The sequence below is a fragment of the Pseudoduganella sp. UC29_71 genome (assembly GCF_042693265.1).
Lineage (GTDB): Bacteria > Pseudomonadota > Gammaproteobacteria > Burkholderiales > Burkholderiaceae_D > Rugamonas.
In genome coordinates, this window is record NZ_CP170549.1 from 1,712,736 (window position 1) to 1,730,801 (window position 18,066).

Here is an 18,066-nt window from a genome sequence, read left to right on the forward strand (position 1 = left end):
GGTGTTGCACGACGGAGGGGGCAGCGCCGCGCCCAGCGGGCGTGTGCTGCCGGTTATTGCACGTCCAGCTCGAACGGCGCGGCCGGCAGGTCATCGCCGCCAAACAGGTTCACGAAGGGCGCATCGGCCCAGGCGTAGCGCACGCGCGTGACGGCGGGATCTCCCGCGCCGGACAGCACGACCGTGTCGCCGTCCACGCGCGCCTCGGCATAGCGGCAGGCCTCGCCCGCGCACACTTCGAAGCCGTTGGCGCGGTTGGACGAATAGGTCGCCAGCCCGCCGCCCGTGCCCCGGAACGCGATGACGATATCGCGGCCGTCGCGCCGCGCCGATACTGGCGCCGGGCTGCCACCCGCCGTGTTTTCCCCGTAGGCGACGCTGCGCGCCGCGCGCGCCAGGCGCTCGCCGACGACCGTCTTCTGGCTCGGATGAATGTCGAAGCGGTCGCCCACGTCGAGCGTGACGACAAGTCCCGCGTGCGCATCCTGCGCCACGGCTTGCGCCTGCGCCGCGCGCAGCTCGGCCCAGGCGGAGTAGCCGGGCGCGCGCGCAGGCCTGCCGAAGGCGGGCAGCTGCACGACGAAGAACGGCAGCGCGGGCTGGCCGAAGCGCTGGCGCCAGTCCTGCATCAACAGCGGCAGCAGCGCGCGGTATTGTCGCGGCCCGCCGGGGTTCGCGGCGTCCTCGCCGGCATTGGCCTCGCCCTGGTACCACGCGGCCAGCTTGAATTTGTAGCCGACCAGCGGTGCGATCATGCCGTTGTACAGCGTGGTGAGGCTGGTCGGCACCTCCCACGGCGCCGGGCGCACGGACAAGCCTTTCAATCCGCTGCCGCGCTGCACCTTCCAGGCTGCGGGCAGGGGAATTGCCTGGCCATCGGCCGTGACGATGTTGCGGCTGGCCGGCTGCCCGGACAGGCCGCCGCCTTGTCCGCCGTTCAGCACGCGCATGGCGATGACGTTGCGGCCTGGCTTAAATACGCCCGGCGGCACGGCGTAGTTCCGCCAGGTCCACGACAGGCCTGCACCGCCGACGCGTACGCCGTTGACCCAGGTGGTGTCGTAGGTGTCGACGGGACCGAGCTGCAGCGCATTCGCGGCCTGCGCCTGGGCCTGCGTCAGCGTAACGGCGGTGCGGTACCAGGCCACGCCGTCGAAGTCCTTGAAGCCGGCCACGCCGCTGTCCTTCCAGGAGCCGGCCGGCGTGACGGCAGGCCACCCGCTGTCGTCGAAGCCGGGCGCAATCCAGGCGCGCTGCGCCGCCGCGGCCGGGTCGTGCGCGCGCCACCAGGCCTCGTTGCGGGCGTCCTCGGCACGCATTCCGGCGGCCGGATCGGCGCCGTATTGCGCCACCGCGTCCACCCCTTCGCTGTAGTCGCCGAGGCGGCGCAGCGACTCGGCGCCGATCCAGCTCTGGATCATGGTGCCGCCCCAGCTGGCGTTGATGAAGCCGACCGGGATCTTGTAACGCTCCTGCAGTGAGCGCGCCATGTAGTAGCAGACGGCCGAGGCGTCGCCGACGGTTTCCGGCGCCAGGGGCGTCCACTGGACCGGGGCCTGCAGGTCTTCCTGCGGCGTCGCCGCGCTGGTCTTCTGTATGTTCAGGTAGCGGAGGCGGTCGTTGCGCGCCCCGTAGGCCGCGCCCATGGCATTGGTCGATGCGCGCACGGTAAATTCCATATTCGACTGGCCCGCGCACAGGTAGACGTCGCCAACCAGTATGTCGGTGCGGCTGACTGTTTGTCCATCCGATCCCACGGTCAGCGCGTACGGTCCGCCTGCGGACTGCGGCGGTAGCTGGATCTTCCACTTTCCCTGGGCGTCGGCGCTGCCGCGCACCACCCGTTCGCCCAGCGAGACCGTGACCTGGCGCCCCGCAGGCGCGGTGCCCCAGAGCGCGATGGGCTGGTCGCGCTGCAGGACGGCGTGGTCGGAAAAGATGCGCGCCAGGCTGAGTTCAGCCGCTTGCGCGGGCAGGCCAAGGCCGCCGCACACAAGCAGCAGCGGCGCGGCAATGCGTGTTGTGTCCATCAATTGTCCTCTTCGTAGTCGTGCGGATGTGCATGGGATGGCGGCACGGACGCGGGAGAGGGGGGCGCCGCCGGTAGCCGTCCTTCAGGATGAGCATGGCACGGCCGAGATTCTGCGATCTTGGCCGCGCCGGCGCAATTCCGAAATTGACCAGGCGGTTTAATACTATTGATGAACGAGGCGGGAAGGGGCCGCCAGCGCCGGCGGCGCTGGCGCGGCACGCTGCTTGGAACGCAGCTTGGAGCGCAGCTTAGGACGAAGCCTGGAACGTCTGTGCGGCCTGGGCGGCCGAAATCCGGCCCTTTACTTCGTTGCGGTATTTGGCCCGGGCGGCGGCCTGCTTCACGGCCTCCATTTCCCGGTTCGTGCGCTTGATGCGGGCTTTTTCCGCCTTGTTGCGCTGCTGGGCGACGTCCTTGTTGCCGATACGGTTAGTCATGCTGTTCTCCTCTGGTTGGTCCAGCCCACAGCATGCACCGGCGCGCGCGCGCCATCCGTACGCTGATTAACGCGTGCGCCAGAGTGTGGCGCCATTCCAAATCCATATACGAAACGGCAAAGAATTCAGTTGCCGTTCCTGGCTTTTCTGTCACATAATGTAGTAAATTTACGATATAGCAGGTATCTGGCACGGTGCATTGTGTCTCCGTGCAAGTTTTGCTGTAATTCTGATTCTAAACTGAAAAATTACTACATACTGGTGAGGCGGGAGATGGACGGTTCAAAGTCGGTGGAGTTCAAGGACGAGTTACTGGGGCGCGACATCCGCCAACTGGGCCGCATGCTGGGCGAGACGATACGCGCGCAGCATGGGGATGAGGCATTCAACCGCATTGAAAACGTGCGCCAGCTGGCGATCCGCTTCCGGCGCGAGCAGGACGCGGGCGCCCAGGCGCAGCTGGAAGAGGCGCTGCACGCGCTGTCGCCGGACGAAACCAGCCAGCTGATACGCGCTTTCGGCTACTTCTCGCTGCTGTCCAATATCGCGGAAGACCAGCACCACAGCCGCCGCAGCCGCGCGCACTTGCTGGCCGGTTCCGCGCCGCGCCTGGGCAGCCTGGCCAAGGCGGTGCAGAACGTGGTGGCCGCCGGCCGCACCGAAGCCTTTGGCGACTTCTTCGCCGAAGCGCACATCAGCCCCGTGTTTACCGCGCACCCGACCGAGGTTCAGCGCAAGAGCACCCTGAACTGCCAGATGGCCATCGCGCGCGAGCTCGATGAGCGCGACCGCGTGCAGATGACGCCCGAAGAGCAGGAAAACAACGACGAGGCGCTGGCGCGCGGCATCCATACGCTGTGGCAGACCCGCTTGCTGCGCACGGCCAAGCTGTCCGTGCTGGACGAGGTGGAAAACGGCCTGTCCTTCTTTGACCGCACCATCCTGAGCGGCCTGCCGCAGCTGTACAGCACCCTGCAGGACATGCTGGCCAAGCTGGACGCGCGCTGGGCCAGCGAGGAGCTGCCGACGTTCATGAAAGTGGGCAGCTGGATCGGCGGCGACCGCGACGGCAACCCCTTCGTCACCGCCACCGTGCTGCGCGCCACGCTGGCGCGCCAGGCCGACGTGGCGCTGGAACACTACCTGGGCGAGCTGCACAAGCTGGCCTCGCAGCTGTCGCTGGCGCAGACCATGACCGGCTGCTCCGAGCAGCTGCGCCAGCTGGCCGACGCGTCGCCCGACCATTCGCCGCACCGCGTGGACGAGCCGTACCGCCGCGCCATCTACGGCATCCATAACCGCCTGGCCGCCAACCGCGCGCTGCTGACCAGTGCCGCTGCCGCCGGCCGCGCCGACGCCGGCGCCGCTGCCAGCGCCGCCGCAAGCGCGCGCGCCGCCGTGGCCACCATCTGGCCGGCCGCCGCCGCTGCCGGCTTCGCGCCGGCCGCTCCCGGCGCGGGCGCCCAGCCCTACGCCTCGGCGCAGGAACTGCTGGCCGACCTGGAAACCGTGCATGAATCCTTGGTGACGCATGGCTCGGCCGTGCTGGCCCGGGGCCGCCTGCGCCAGCTGCGCCGCGCCGTGAAGGTGTTCGGCTTCTCGCTGGCGCCGATCGACCTGCGCCAGAACTCGGACGTGCACCAGCGCGTGGTGGCCGAAATCCTGGCCAGCGCGCGTCCCGGCGTGGACTACGCCGCGCTGTCCGAATCCGAGCGCTGCAAGCTGCTGCTGGAAGAGCTGCACACGCCGCGCCTGCTGATTTCCCCGTACACCACGTATTCCGAAGAGACCACCGGCGAGCTGGCCATCTTCCGCGCCGTCGGCGAGGCGCACCGCGCCTACGGCGCCGAATCGATCACCAACTACATCATCTCCAAGGCCGATAGCGTGTCCGACCTGCTGGAAGTGGCGCTGCTGCTGAAGGAGCACGGCCTGCTACGCGCCGGTTCGGTGACCGAGGAATCGTCGATGGCGGTCAACATCATTCCGCTGTTCGAAACCATCGGCGACTTGCAGGCCGGTCCGGACATCATGGACCGCGCCTTCCGCCTGCCGCTGTACATGGACCTGCTGCGCTCGCGCGGCAGCCTGCAGGAAGTCATGCTGGGCTATTCGGACTCGAACAAGGACGGCGGCTTCCTCACCTCGGGCTGGGAGCTGTACAAGGCCGAGATCGAGCTGGTGGAAGTGTTCAAGCGCCACAATGTGAAGATGCGTTTGTTCCACGGCCGCGGCGGTTCGGTCGGCCGTGGCGGCGGCCCAAGCTACGAAGCCATCCTGGCGCAGCCGCAGGGCGCCGTGCAGGGCCGCATCCGCCTGACCGAGCAGGGTGAAGTCATCACCGCCAAGTACGCCAACCCTGAAGTGGGCCGCCGCAACCTGGAAGTGATGGTGGCAGCGACCATGGAAGCGACCATGCTGCCGCCGCGCGGCATCGAGCCGGACGCGGCGCAGCTGGCCGCCATGCAGGCGCTGTCGGACGAGGCGATGCGCAGCTACCGCTCGCTGGTGTACGAGACCGAAGGCTTCGAGACGTATTTCTGGGAATCGACCGTGATCTCGGAAATCGCCGCGCTGAACATCGGCAGCCGTCCGGCCTCGCGCAAGAAGTCCACCTCGATCGAAGACCTGCGCGCCATTCCGTGGGTGCTGAGCTGGGCGCAGTGCCGCGTGATGCTGCCGGGCTGGTTCGGCTTCGGCTCGGCCGTGAAGAAATTCCTGGCGCAGAACAAGGACGGGCTGGCGCTGCTGCAGCAGATGTACCGCGACTGGCCGTTCTTCAACACGCTGCTGTCGAACATGGACATGGTGCTGGCCAAGAGCGACATCGCCATCGCCAGCCGCTACGCCACGCTGGTGAGCGACGTGACGCTGCGCGAAACCATCTTCGGCCGCATCCGCGCCGAGCATGAGAGCACCATCGCCGCATTGAAGGAGATCACCGGCCAGGCCGAGCTGCAGGACGCCAACCCGTTGCTGCAACGCTCGATCCGCAACCGCTTCCCTTACATCGACCCGCTGAACCACTTGCAGGTCGAGCTGCTGCGCCGCTTCCGCGAAGGCGACTCGGACGCCGCCACGCGCGAGGGCATCCATTTATCGATCAACGGCGTCGCCGCCGGCTTGAGGAACAGCGGTTAAGCCACGGCTATCTTCACCAAACTGACAAACAAACGAACGAAAGAGACAACGTGTCCATCCTGACTCCACGCGCAACCAAAATCGTATCCACCATCGGCCCAGCGTCGAACGACATCGAAACCCTGATCCGCATGTTCAAGGCCGGCGTGGACGTCGTGCGCCTGAACTTCTCGCACGGCAAAGCACAGGACCACGTGGACCGTGCCCGCATGGTGCGCGAGGCGGCTGCGCATTGCGGCCGCGAGGTAGCCATCATGGCCGACCTGCAGGGGCCGAAGATCCGCGTCGGCAAATTCGAAGAAGGCAAGATCCAGCTGGAAAACGGCGCGCGCTTCATCCTGGACGCGAAGTGGGGCGAGAACGGCGAACTGGGCAACCAGGAGCGCGTGGGCCTGGACTACAAGGACCTGCCGCGCGACCTGCGCCCGCAGGACGTGCTGCTGCTGAACGACGGCCTGATCGTGCTGGTGGTGGACCGCATCAGCGGCAGTGAAATCTACACCACCGTGAAGATCGGCGGCGAACTGTCCAACAACAAGGGCATCAACCGCCAGGGCGGCGGCCTGACCGCGCCGGCCCTGACGGCCAAGGACATGGAGGACATCAAGACCGCCATGAGCTTCCAGGCGGACTACATTGCCGTGTCCTTCCCGAAGAACGCCACCGACATGGTGATGGCGCGCCAGCTGGCCAACATCGCCGGCGAGCCTTATCAGCACAAGCCGTTCATGATCGCCAAGATCGAGCGCGCCGAAGCGATTCCCGCGCTGCAGGAGATCCTGGACGCGTCCGACGGCATCATGGTGGCCCGTGGCGACCTGGCCGTGGAAGTGGGCAACGCGGCGGTGCCGGCGCTGCAAAAGCGCATGATCAAGATGGCGCGCGCCTCCAACAAGCTGGCCATCACCGCGACCCAGATGATGGAATCGATGATCGTCAACGCCGTGCCCACCCGCGCCGAAGTATCGGACGTGGCCAACGCGGTGCTGGACGGCACCGACGCGGTGATGACTTCGGCCGAAACCGCTTCCGGCAAGTATCCGGTGGAGACGGTGGAAGCCATGGCCGCGATCTGCCTGGACGCCGAGAAGTGGAACCCGTCCAACCCGGACGTGGACCTGATCAACACCACCTTCAGCCGCATCGACCAGTCCATCGCCTACGGCGCGCTGTTCACGGCGCACCACCTGCGCGTGAAGGCCATCGCGGCGCTGACCGAATCCGGCTCGACCTGCCTGTGGATGAGCCGTAACAACATCAATATTCCCATCATCGCGCTCACGCCTAGCGTGGCCACGCAGCGCAAGCTGGCGCTGTACCGCAATGTGCAGGCGCTGGAACTGAAGCAGACGCGCGACCGCGAGATGGTGCTGCGCTCGGTCGAGGAACTGCTGGTGGCGCGCGGCATCGCGGCGCGCGGCGATACCGTGGTGCTGACCTGGGGCGAGCCTATGGGGCTGGTGGGCGGCACCAACGCATTGAAGATCATGAAGCTGGGCGCACCTGCGCATTGAGCGGCGGGTTACGGCGCTGCGCGCCTGACCCGCCCTACGAGATGTATGTAACGAGATGTACGTATCGACACTACTGGAGACCTGGAATGACTGCAATTGTTGACGTTATCGCACGCGAGATTATCGATTCGCGCGGCAATCCCACCGTTGAATGCGACGTGCTGCTGGAGTCCGGCGTCACCGGCCGCGCGGCCGTGCCGTCGGGTGCATCGACCGGTTCGCGCGAAGCCATCGAGCTGCGCGACGGCGACCCGAAGCGCTACTTCGGCAAGGGCGTCCTGCGCGCCTGCGAGAACATCAATACCGAGATCGCGGAAGCCATCATCGGCCTGGACGCCAACGAGCAGGCTTTCATCGACCGCACGCTGATTGAACTGGACGGCACCGAGAACAAGTCGCGCCTGGGCGCCAACGCCACGCTGGCCGTGTCCATGGCCGTGGCCAAGGCGGCCGCAGATGAAGCCGGCCTGCCGCTGTACCGCTACTTCGGCGGCTCGGGCGGCATGGAGATGCCGGTGCCGATGATGAATGTGATTAACGGCGGCGCGCACGCCGACAACAACCTGGACATCCAGGAATTCATGATCATCCCGGTGGGCGCACCAACCTTCAAGGAAGCCATCCGCTACGGGGCCGAGGTGTTCCACACACTGAAGAAGATCCTGCACAAGAAGGGCCTGACCACGGCGGTGGGCGACGAGGGCGGTTTCGCGCCGTCGGTGTCGTCGCACGAGGAAGCCATCAAGCTGATCATCCAGGCGATTGAGGAAGCGGGCTACAAGCCGGGCGAGCAGATTGCGCTGGGCCTGGACTGCGCGGCCAGCGAATTCCACAAGAACGGCAGGTACGAACTGGAAGGCGAGGGCCTGAGCCTGACCGCCGCCGAGTTCACCGGCCTGCTGGCCTCGTGGTGCGACAAGTACCCGATCATCTCGATCGAGGATGCGATGGCCGAAGGCGACTGGGAAGGCTGGGCCATCCTGACCGAGGCACTGGGCAAGCGCGTGCAGCTGGTGGGCGACGACCTGTTCGTCACCAACACCAAGATCCTCAAGGAAGGCATCCAGAAGGGCATCGCCAACTCCATCCTGATCAAGATCAACCAGATCGGCACGCTGACCGAAACCTTCGCCGCCATCGAAATGGCCAAGCGCGCCGGCTACACCGCCGTGATCTCGCACCGTTCGGGCGAAACCGAAGACTCGACCATCGCCGACATCGCCGTGGGCACCAACGCGCTGCAGATCAAGACCGGGTCCATGTCCCGTTCGGACCGTATGGCCAAGTACAACCAGCTGCTGCGCATCGAGGAAGACCTGGGCGAAACCGCTACTTATCCGGGCCGCGGCGCGTTCTACAACCTGCGCTGATTCACGGCGCCGGCGGCGCGATATAGCGCTGCATCTGCTGCCATTGCTCGCGGAAGGCCAGGTAGGCCTTCTGCGACGCGTCCGGGCGCTCGCCGCCCAGTTTCTTTTCCATGATCTTCCTGCTGCCTGCGTTCAGGAACCAGCTCATGGGCGGTTCCTTTTCGCCTTCCACCTTGGGGTAGCGCAGTTCGACCACGCGCCGCGCCGTGCAGCCGCCCAGGATGCGGATGGCTTCCGCTTCAGCCGCGTGGGCGCGCGCGTTCCGGCTCTGGTACAGCGCCAGCGGCGGTATCGTCACTTCGGCCAGCAGCGGCGTTTTCGCGGCGGCGGGGCAGGCGCTGGCGCGGTCGCTGCCTGCACCCGCAGGCGCCTGCCGCGCCACGGCGTTCGCCTTGTCCGCTGCGGCGTCGCTCGCGTCGTGCTTGCAGATGTTTTCCTGGTCGCCCTTGCACAGCCATTCGTGCTCCCAAACGGGATCGTTTTCGATCACGATCACGACCACCTGGTCCTCGGGCCGCAGCAGCCCGGGTTCGGCCTTCAGCCGGTTGAGGATGGCGTTGATGGTGGCCACGCCCGAGTTCTCGAAGTAGCCGCCGTCCACCAGGTAGTCCCACTCCGATTTTGGGCTGCGCACGTACACCAGCCCGCCCGGGCTGATGTAGGGGAAGCGGGCGCTGTTGTGGACCGCGCCGGCCAGCGTGAGGCGGCTGGTGTCGAGCCGCTTGTCGAGCAGGTCGTAGGCTTCGGGCGGCAGGAAGTCCAGTCCGGCTTGTACCACGCGCTTGCCGTCGCTGACGGAGGCTGAATTGAGGATCAGGTGCGGCAGGTCGTCCCGGCCCTGTTTCAGCGCGGGGAGCTTGCGCTGGAACCAGTCGGCGGCCGGGTCGTCCGGCATCAGGCGGCGCCAGTCTTCGGCCCAGCTTTCCTCCAGGCCGCGCGAGCGGTCGCAGGCCGTGCACGGCACGGGCGAAAAGCGCGCCAGCGCGTCCGGATACAGCATGTAGCCGATGGCTGGGGCGAGGAAGTCCTGCCCCAGGAAATCGAGCATGGTGCGCGGCAGCGGGGCGGCTTGCTGGCCGGGCTGGCTGGCCAGCGCGCCCGCAAAGGCCGCCAGTCCCAGGCTGCCGCCCGATACGCCGCTCATGGCGTAGATGTTGGGCGCGAAGCTGCGCCCATTGGCGCGCGCGAAATTCTCCAGTTGCCACAGCACGGCCCCGGTCCAGTAGGCGGCACGCGAGGCGCCGCCGGCCGACGCCACCAGGTAAATCGGCTGCCCGGGACGGCTTGCGTCATGCTTGTCCTTCCAGGCGCGGAAGTCGGCGATCAGCTTGTCGGGCGCGCTGTGTTCGGCGCCGGCTGCCGAAGCGCCCGACTGCGCCACCAGGTGGTTCTCATTGCTGAACGAGGCGGCGAGCGCGATGGCGAACGGCAGCAAGGTGAGCGCCGGCCAGCCCCGGCTCTTGGGGATGTACATCAGCGCGATGCTGCCGAACAGCGTCCAGCCGCCCAGCGCGGCCAGCAGCAAGGCAGGCGAACCGACGGCGCGCGCGGCGTCGGCGTTGCCCACGACGATGGACAACAGCAGCAGCCACGATACCGTCACCATGGCCGCTATCATCAGCACGGCCAGCGTGCCCAGTTCATTGAAGCGGGGATAGGCCCAGCCGGGCCGGTGCTCCCAGCCGGCCACGCCGAACAGCTTCTTGCGCACCACGACGAACGCCAGGAAGACGCCGGACAGCACCGCGAGCGGCAGCCAGTACAGGCCGGACGGCCGGTCGCCCAGCGCGAAATACAGCGTCATGGGCAGGCAGCTCATCAGGCCCAGCACGCGCGGCAGCCAGTTCACCAGCGCCCATGCATAGCGCGGACTGACGCAGTGGCCGATATCGTCCAGCGGGAAGCGCTTGCCCAGCATGATGCGGGCGCAATACCAGGCAGCGAAGGCCCAGTAGGCCAGCGCGAGCAGGAAGTACCAGTAGGGTCCGTCATACCAGAAGGCGTTGCTGTCAAAGCTTTGCACGGCCTCCAGCGTTTCACGCGCCTGCGGCAGCTTGAGCAGGGTGAAGTTGCCCGCCACTACCGTGAGCAAGGGGAAGAAGCACAGGGACAATGCGCGGCGGGTGAATGCCGTGCGGGTGACTCGCTTTGCTGTCATGCATGCCTCCAACAGAGGGTTGCAGCGGGGCGTCTACCTTACTCCAGTTCCAGCGCAATAAGATACGCGAATTGTCACTGCCGCGCAGCATGCGCCGGCATGGTGTGCAGCGGCATGCGGATCACGAAGCGGCTGCCCATGCCCGGCCCTTCGCTGTAGGCGGCCACGCTGCCGCCGTGCAGCTCCACGATTTTCCTCACCAGCGCCAGGCCCAGTCCGAGGCCGCCGTCGGCGCGGTCCGGCCGGCGCACGCCTTGCGAGAACAGCTCGAAGATGCGCGGCAGCAGGCCCGCTTCGATGCCGCTGCCGTTGTCGCTCACGGTGAGCACCAGCTCGCCGCCGTCGCGTGCGGCCTCCACCCGGATTTCCGAGCGCGGCGGCGAATACTTGATGGCGTTGGCCAGCAGGTTGGCCAGCACCTGCACCAGCCGGATCGCGTCGCCGTTCACCCACAGCTCTTCCGCCATGGGCGCCACGGTCAGCGTGTGGTGCTGGCTGGCGGCCATGCTGCCGGTCTGTTCGACGGCGCTGGCGATCACCGGCCCGATGCTGAGCGGCTTGCGCTCCAGCGAGATCAGGCCGCGCGTCACGCGCGACACGTCCAGCAGGTCGTTCACCAGGCGGTTCATATGGCTGCTCTGGCGCGCGATCACGTCGCTGGCCTGGCGCAGCTGCTGCTCGCTCAGGCCGGGCATGGCCAGCATGTGGGCCGCCACGCTGATGGGCGCCATCGGGTTGCGCAGCTCGTGGCCCAGCATGGCCAGGAATTCATCCTTGGCGCGGTTTTGCGCGTCCGCCACTTCGCGCGCGTGCTGCGCCTGCACCAGCAGCCGCTCGCGTTCGGCCGCCGCCTCGGCCAGCAGGTGCGAGGCCTGGTAGATGCTCTCGCCCAGTTCATCCACCTCGGCGATGCCGGATGGGGCGGGGCGCTGCGGCGGCGCCGAGCCGATGGCGCCGGCCGCGGCGCTGGTCTGCGCGATGGCCTTGGCGATGCGCGCGCTGATGGCCCAGGCGGTGGCCACCGCGAGCAGCAGCGCCATCAGCAGGCCCAGGCCGGACAGCAGCGCGATGCGGCGCGCGTTGCCGTCGATGCGGTCGGCGCTGGTCGTCACCACCACCCACCAGTTGGACAGGCGGGACGAGGCCAGCAAGGCATAGCCGCCGTCCGGCAGCGACACCAGGCCGCTTTGCGCGGCGCGCATGGCGGCGGCAATGGCCGGCGGCGCGGCTGTGCCTGCCACGGCGCCGGGACGGTTGGACTGGATCAGCCGGGCCTTGCTGTCGTAGATCTGGTAGGTGGTGCCGTCATGGTCCGGCGGCGGCAGCGCCCTGGCCATCAGCGCCGCTTCGAAGGCGTAGGCCATCACGTAGGCGCGGTCTTCTGCCAGCGAGAACGGGTACTCCAGCGCCACCATGGGCTTGCGCGTGACGGAACCGTCGAGCAGGTCCGTGACCATCACCCTGGAACCGTCCAGCATCTTGCTGATGCGTGCGCGCTCGGCGCGGGTGTCCGGCAACGCCACGCCTTCCGGCAGCGCCGTGTTGACGCGCTGCTGGCCGTTGGCGTCGTACAGGACCAGGTCGGCGTCGCGGCCGGCCATCAGCGACCGGGCCTTGGCGGCGAAAGCGTCCAACTGCTCGGCCTCCAGCTTGCTGGAGGCGCTCAGCGCTCGCATCAGGCCCGCGGCCTCGTTCCACTGCGCGTCCACCGCCACCGAAGTGGCGCGCGCCGCCTCCTGCAGGCTGCGCACGCCCGCGTCGCGCTCGGCGTCCACCAGGCGCGCCAGCGGCGCAGCGAAAAACACCACCACGGGCACCAGGGCAACCGTGATGGTCAGGGCAAGCAGGGAACGGACTTTCATTGCAGTGGATAATTATCTTAACTGCAACATTATAACGCAATGCGGAAACATGGCTGCTCGTTACTTTTGGTGAATATTTTGGGTCCGGCAACGGCGCATAATGCTTTGCCCAATGCAAGATCCAACCCCGTCGGAGGATGAAATGCGCCAACCATTTGTGCGGAAACTAGGCCTGCTCACGGTATTTTGCTGCCTGCTTGCGCCGCTGGCAGGGCGCTGCGATTACGTGGTGGAGGACGGCGGATACCGGATCGCAGTCAGGGTGACGCCGCGCCTGGGCGCCTTCGATGCGGACCTGTTCAAAGAGGCGCGCAACGAGGGCTGCGCCCCCGCCGGTGCGTCCGGGGGGAAGATGGGGTGGGAGGACTACCGCCGGCTGCTCGACAAACAAACGCCTCCGCTGGACTACCAGTTGCCCGACGCCGGACTGTCGGCCAGCGCGGCGGCGCTGTTCAACATACCCGGCTGGGATATCCTGACGACCAAATTGCCGGGCAAGGCAGCGGACTGCAATTACGGCGCGCGGCGCGTCCTGATCACGGTCCTGGCGCCGGGCGGCGCAACGCCGCAATCGTGCGAGTTCTCCCTGCCGGACCAGATCGGCAATACACGGCCGCAGCGCGGGGCGAGCTTTTGCGCTGTGCAGGCGACCCTGGCGTCGAACGCGGAAACGCCGGTCAGGATCAAGATCAAGATGCCTGGCAGCGACGCCGTGCAGCTCAACTCCAGTGTGCCGGAGGATGTACTGATTGTCTCGCTGGGGGATTCCTTCGCATCGGGGGAAGGGAATCCGGACGCGCCGAAGCGTTACGAGCAAGTGCAGGACACGTCCGAAGTGGGCATGCCGCCGAAGTCCGTCTTCGTGCCGGCGGTCTGGATGGACCCATGGTGCCACCGCTCGGCCTACGCCGGCCCGCTGCGGGCGGGCTTGAAGCTGCTCCGGCAGCCTGATAGCGTCGCCAATGCCCGCTACAGGCAGGCGCTGGCGGCGGGCGCGCTGACGGTGGTCAGCTTCGCGTGCTCGGGAGGCAAGCTGTCGGATAGCCTGCTGGGCTCCTATACCGGCGTCCGTTTGCGTAAGGACGTGATGAAAGAGCGCAGCGTGAAAGAGTACACCGGCAAGGACGCTGTGCTCGATACCGACGTCACCATGCAGCCCCAGATCGAGCAATTGCACACCTTTCTAGGCACGCAGCGCGCCGCGCGCGAGCGCAGGAAAACCAGCATCGATCTGTTGCTGTTGAGCGGCGGCGGCAACGATGTGTTGTTTGGGCCGATGATGGTGGGTCTGATGCTGAAAAACCTGGCGAGCGAGGAGAAGAAGCAGAAATTGGCGGTGGCGTTGGAGCACCGCTTCGACGCGCTGCGGAAGGACTACCACCGGTTTGCCGACACGTTCCGCAACAACGTGTTCCGCATGAATAACGACGAGTATGCGGTGCGGAGCATCGTCTCGGTCCCGTATCCGGATTTTGCGTCGCAGTCCGACAGCGCCAGCTGCACCCGCAGCGACATGGGCGACGTGCAGGACCTGCAGGCCGAAGATATCGGACTGGCGACAGGCGTGTCGCAGCTGCTGTTTTCCAGGAAAGAGCTGGAGTTTGTCCGCACGGCGGTGCTGAAGCGGCTGAACGGGATGATAGTGGAGACGGCCGGAACATATGGCTGGCGGACGCTGAACGTGAGCAGGTACGGCGCTGACGTCGTGAACCGGCATGGCTGGTGCAGGCCGGGTGGCAAGCCCTTTTATGCCAGCCAGCAGCGCTGGTTCCGCGCGCCCCAGGACTCGGCGGCACTGCAGGCCAATCTGAACGGCAGCTACCATCCAAGCTGGGAGTACAACGAGAAAATCGTGGGCAGCCAGGCCGCCGCCGAATTCGCGGCCGCGGTCGATGCCGAGCCGGACGGGCGCAGCATCTTGCTCGAACCGGCCTCCCGGGCCGGAGGGGTGCTGCTGACGTCGGCACGGCCAGTGCTCAGGTATGCCGGCGCGGTTGCCGACGGCGTATGCCAAAAGATTTATATTGACGGGCAAACGGCGCCGCTGGCGGAGCTCGGGGGGAGCGGCTGCATGAAGCAGCCGGCTGCGCCGCTGGGCGGGCACGGCGCCAGCTTCGAACTGGTACGGGATGCGCGCAACGTGAACTATCAGCGCCAGTACGCCAGGGCGGCGCTTGGAACGATCCGCGTGGATGCGCTGCCGCCGGTGCTCGAGTGCCGTTCCGGCGCGGGAGCATGGTCTGCTTGCGGCAGTTTTGCCGGCTGGAGCCGGGAGCGGCAGCTGAAGGTCCGGGCTCTCGACGCGGATGCGGGCGTGGAATCGCTGGTGCTGGGCGTCACAGGTCCTGCCACGCAGCGATGGGAGGTGCCGGTCAGCCGGAATGCGGACGGCGCACTGGAGGGCATGATCGACTTCCCGGAAGACGGCGTGTACACGGTCGCCGCTTGCGCCGTCGACCGCGTGAAAAACCAGACCGGTGCCAGCGGCGCATGCGAAGTGCGCTTTGGCTACGGCCTGGACACGAAGCCGCTATCGCCGCTGTCGCTGACGGCGTACGAGGTGGACTGGCTCGACAACGCCGCTCCCGTGGCCTCCGTCCCCGTCATTCCGGTGTTTGGCGCCGTGGGCCGTGGCGCCATGGTGCGGGTGCAGTTCGAGGGCGATCTGTCGGGCGCGGCGGCCGCGCCGGATTGCCCGCTGATTGCGGAAGGCGCGTGCCTGCATGCGCTGGACGCTCCCGCCGCCTACTGGCAGAAGAAGGTGATCAGCAAGAGCTACGCGGATGGCGCCGGCAATACCTCCACCTTCAGCTATGCCATGGTGCGCATACCGCGCTACCAGGCCGGCAAGCAGCCGCGCAGCGCGGACGATTGGCAAGCCGATGCGGCGGCGGACGAACTGGTGCAGGGTTTGCGCACGGCGCTGTGGATAGAACCCGGCCTGGCACGGCTGCTGGCTGCGCAAGCGGGAGGCAGCGGCGAAGTGGACGCGGTGCTGTCCGATGCGTCCACGCAGGCGGCCAAAAAAGGCGCGGCCAGTGCCATCCTGGCCAGGCCCGGGCAACGCGCGCTGCTGACCCAGTGGCTGAATATCGTGCATGGATACCAGTACGCGGAGGCCGAGGTGGCGCCGGGCGCTGCGGAACTGTGCGCGGGCAACGCGGGAACCGCGCCTGAGCGGGTGTACGCTTATCGGGCGTTGCAGATGCAAACCCGGTGTGCGCTGACCAGCCTGGCGGCCGTGCCGCCGCCTGAGCAGGCTAGCGGCGCCGGCGGCCAGGGCGGCGCGCGCTGATCAGAATTTCATCTCCAGGTTGGCCTGGTAGCGCGCCGATCCGGGCGAGCGCGTCCAGGTGCGGCTGCCGCCGTTGCTGTCCAGGTACTGGGAGTCGCTCAGGTTGTCCTCGCCCAGCGCGTTGCTGACGGCCAGCCGCAGCTGGTAGCCGGTGCGGATCTTGTACAGCAAGTAGCCTTCCAGCTCGCGCCGGCCCTGCAGGCGGCTGCTTTGCTGCTCGGAGATGCGCACTGCGCCGCCCTGGCGGTAGGACAGGCTGGCGCCAGCGCTGTATTTGTCTTCGCGGTAGTCGGTGCCCAGCACCATGGTCAGCGGAATCTGCTGGTCCAGGCGGTTGTCCGGGCCGGGCACGGAGTCCACTTTGGACCAGTTGCGGTTGGCGCTGGCGCGGAAGTCGAAGCCCGGCGCGTCCTTCATGATGGCCTTGAGCGGGAACTTCAGTTCCACGTCCAGCGAGCGCACGGTGGCGTTGCCGTCGTTGACCGGCTGCACCAGCCAGTAGCCGCGCGCGTCCTGTCCCAGCCTGCTGCGGATGTAGTCCGAGATGCGGCGCTGCGAGGTGCCCACCGAGAACACGGCGCCAGGCGCGAAGAAGTGCTCATAGGTCAGGTCCACGCCGGTGGCCAGTTCGGGCTTCAGGTCCGGGTTGCCGCTGCTGTCGGGCGTGAAGCGCGTGTTCAGGTCGGCCTCGTAGCGGCGCGCGGTGAGCTGGCCGGTGTTGGGCGCCTTGAAGGTGCGCGTGAGTGCCAGGCGCAGCTGGCGGCCGCTCTTGTCGGGGAATTTGTACAGCGTCTGCGCCACGGGGCTGAGCACGCGGTTGCGCGACTCGGTGGTTTGCAGGCCGGTGCCGGCGCTGTCGGTGTTGATGGTCTCCCAGCGCGCGCCCAGGTAGACCGACCAGTCCTTGCTGACGTTCCATTCGTCCTGCGCGTACACCGCCACCTTCGTCACCACCGGATTGAAGGCTTCGTCGATGCGGTTCGGCGCCAGGCCGACGACGCCTTCCACGCGGTGGTTGCTGTCGTCCGAACCCTGGCGGCTGGCTTCCCAGCCGGTGGACAGCGCGTGGCCGTCGAACATAGTGCGGGTGTACTTGCCGGTGGTGCCGGAGTGCGTGAACTGCGACTCGGAGGATGTATCGCGCAGCAGCACGGTCTGGCGGTCCGCCGTGTAGGACAGCGAGTGGTAAGCGCTGTCCGTGTTGGCGCGGCCCATATTGGCCTTGGCATCGAGCTTGCCGCCGGCGAGCTTCACCACCCAGTTCACGTCGAAATTGCCATAGGACGAGCGGTTGCGGCCCTCGCTGTTGCGCTCCACGTAGTCCGGCACGGGGAAGCTGCCGACGCGGTTGGCGGTCAAGGTGTCGGAGCCCCAGTTGAAGCGCTGCGACTGGATGTAGGAGCTGAGGTTGAACTGGCCATCGTCGTCCAGCTTCCAGTTCAGGCGCGGCGACAGGCCGACCGAGGCGGAGTCGTTGCTCTGGCGGGTGGCCTTGTCGCGCAGCTGCACCACCTGGCCGGACGGGGCGCTGAACTGTTCGGTGCTGTCGCTGGGATTCTTGCCGAGGAAGCGCGAGGCGACGCCGTTCAGGTACCAGGACAGGCGGCCGTCGCGGTCGGCCAGCGTGCCGTTGACGAACAGGTTGCGCTGCTGCTCCGAGTAGGCCGTGTTGATGCGCACGTCGCGCTGCGGCTTGGACACCACTTTTTTCAGGATGATGTTGATGCTGCCGGCAATGGCCTGCATGGAGTGCTCGGCGGTGGCCGCGCGCACCACTTCGATGCGCTCGATCTGGTCCGGCGCCAGCGTGTCCATGGTGAAGCCCGGAGGCGGGCGCTCGCCGTTTACCATGATCTGCGTGTAGCCGTTGCCCAGGCCGCGCATGCGGATGGCATTGCCGATCACCGTCACGCCGGGGGCACGTTTCAGTACGTCGAACACATTGGTGTCGCCGTACTTGATGATCTCCTCGTGGTTCATCACGGTCTTGCTGGCCGTGTCGTCGCGGCGCGCGTCGTATTCCTCGGCGCTGCCTTTGATTTCGACCTTGGCGATGGGCTCGGGAGCGGCTTCCTTGGCGGCTTGCCTGGCGGGGGCCTTGGGTGCGGGCTGCTGTGCCTGGGCGGCGGCGGCCGTTCCGAGCAGGGCGGCCGCCAGGGCGATCGGGGTGAGGCGCAAATTCATGTAGGGGCTCGGATAGGACAAACGCGGCAATTATTGTCCGAGCCTGCTAAATTGGCAACATTCTTTTGAGGCA

The 18,066-nt window shown here is 67.0% G+C and carries 9 protein-coding genes; 4 read left to right on the forward strand and 5 right to left on the reverse strand.

Annotation, left to right across the window (positions count from 1 at the left end):
- Positions 1–53 precede the first annotated feature (53 nt).
- Positions 54–2,030: a sialate O-acetylesterase gene (locus ACFJI2_RS07565; protein WP_377704450.1), complete on the reverse strand. Its 1,977-nt coding sequence runs from the start codon at positions 2,028–2,030 to the stop codon at positions 54–56.
- A gap of 250 nt (positions 2,031–2,280) precedes the next feature.
- Positions 2,281–2,469: a hypothetical protein gene (locus tag ACFJI2_RS07570; RefSeq protein ID WP_377704451.1), complete on the reverse strand. Its 189-nt coding sequence runs from the start codon at positions 2,467–2,469 to the stop codon at positions 2,281–2,283.
- 273 nt (positions 2,470–2,742) lie between these two features.
- Between ACFJI2_RS07570 and ppc the strand changes: the two genes are divergently transcribed.
- From ppc to eno, 3 genes are all read left to right on the forward strand, one after another.
- Positions 2,743–5,610, forward strand: a complete 2,868-nt coding sequence (ppc, locus tag ACFJI2_RS07575) for a phosphoenolpyruvate carboxylase (protein WP_377704452.1) — start codon at positions 2,743–2,745, stop codon at positions 5,608–5,610.
- A 50-nt stretch (positions 5,611–5,660) separates the two neighbouring features.
- Positions 5,661–7,124 carry a pyruvate kinase gene (gene pyk, locus ACFJI2_RS07580; RefSeq protein WP_377704453.1) on the forward strand — a complete coding sequence of 488 codons (1,464 nt, stop codon included), beginning with the start codon at positions 5,661–5,663 and terminating at the stop codon, positions 7,122–7,124.
- An 86-nt stretch (positions 7,125–7,210) separates the two neighbouring features.
- Positions 7,211–8,494 (forward strand): phosphopyruvate hydratase, encoded by a 1,284-nt coding sequence (eno, locus tag ACFJI2_RS07585; RefSeq protein ID WP_377704454.1) that lies wholly within the window; start codon positions 7,211–7,213, stop codon positions 8,492–8,494.
- A gap of 1 nt (position 8,495) precedes the next feature.
- Here the strand turns inward: eno and ACFJI2_RS07590 are convergent, their stop codons facing one another.
- Both ACFJI2_RS07590 and ACFJI2_RS07595 read right to left on the reverse strand, forming a co-directional pair.
- Positions 8,496–10,652: a hypothetical protein gene (locus tag ACFJI2_RS07590; protein ID WP_377704455.1), complete on the reverse strand. Its 2,157-nt coding sequence runs from the start codon at positions 10,650–10,652 to the stop codon at positions 8,496–8,498.
- 74 nt (positions 10,653–10,726) lie between these two features.
- Entirely contained in the window at positions 10,727–12,514 is a 1,788-nt protein-coding gene (locus ACFJI2_RS07595) for a sensor histidine kinase (protein ID WP_377704456.1), read from the reverse strand.
- A 142-nt stretch (positions 12,515–12,656) separates the two neighbouring features.
- Here ACFJI2_RS07595 and ACFJI2_RS07600 point away from each other — a divergent pair, with 142 nt between their 5' ends.
- Positions 12,657–15,809 carry a hypothetical protein gene (locus ACFJI2_RS07600; protein WP_377704457.1) on the forward strand — a complete coding sequence of 1,051 codons (3,153 nt, stop codon included), beginning with the start codon at positions 12,657–12,659 and terminating at the stop codon, positions 15,807–15,809.
- Here the strand turns inward: ACFJI2_RS07600 and ACFJI2_RS07605 are convergent, their stop codons facing one another.
- Positions 15,810–17,993 carry a TonB-dependent receptor plug domain-containing protein gene (locus ACFJI2_RS07605; protein WP_377704458.1) on the reverse strand — a complete coding sequence of 728 codons (2,184 nt, stop codon included), beginning with the start codon at positions 17,991–17,993 and terminating at the stop codon, positions 15,810–15,812.
- Between the last annotated feature and the right edge of the window lie 73 nt (positions 17,994–18,066).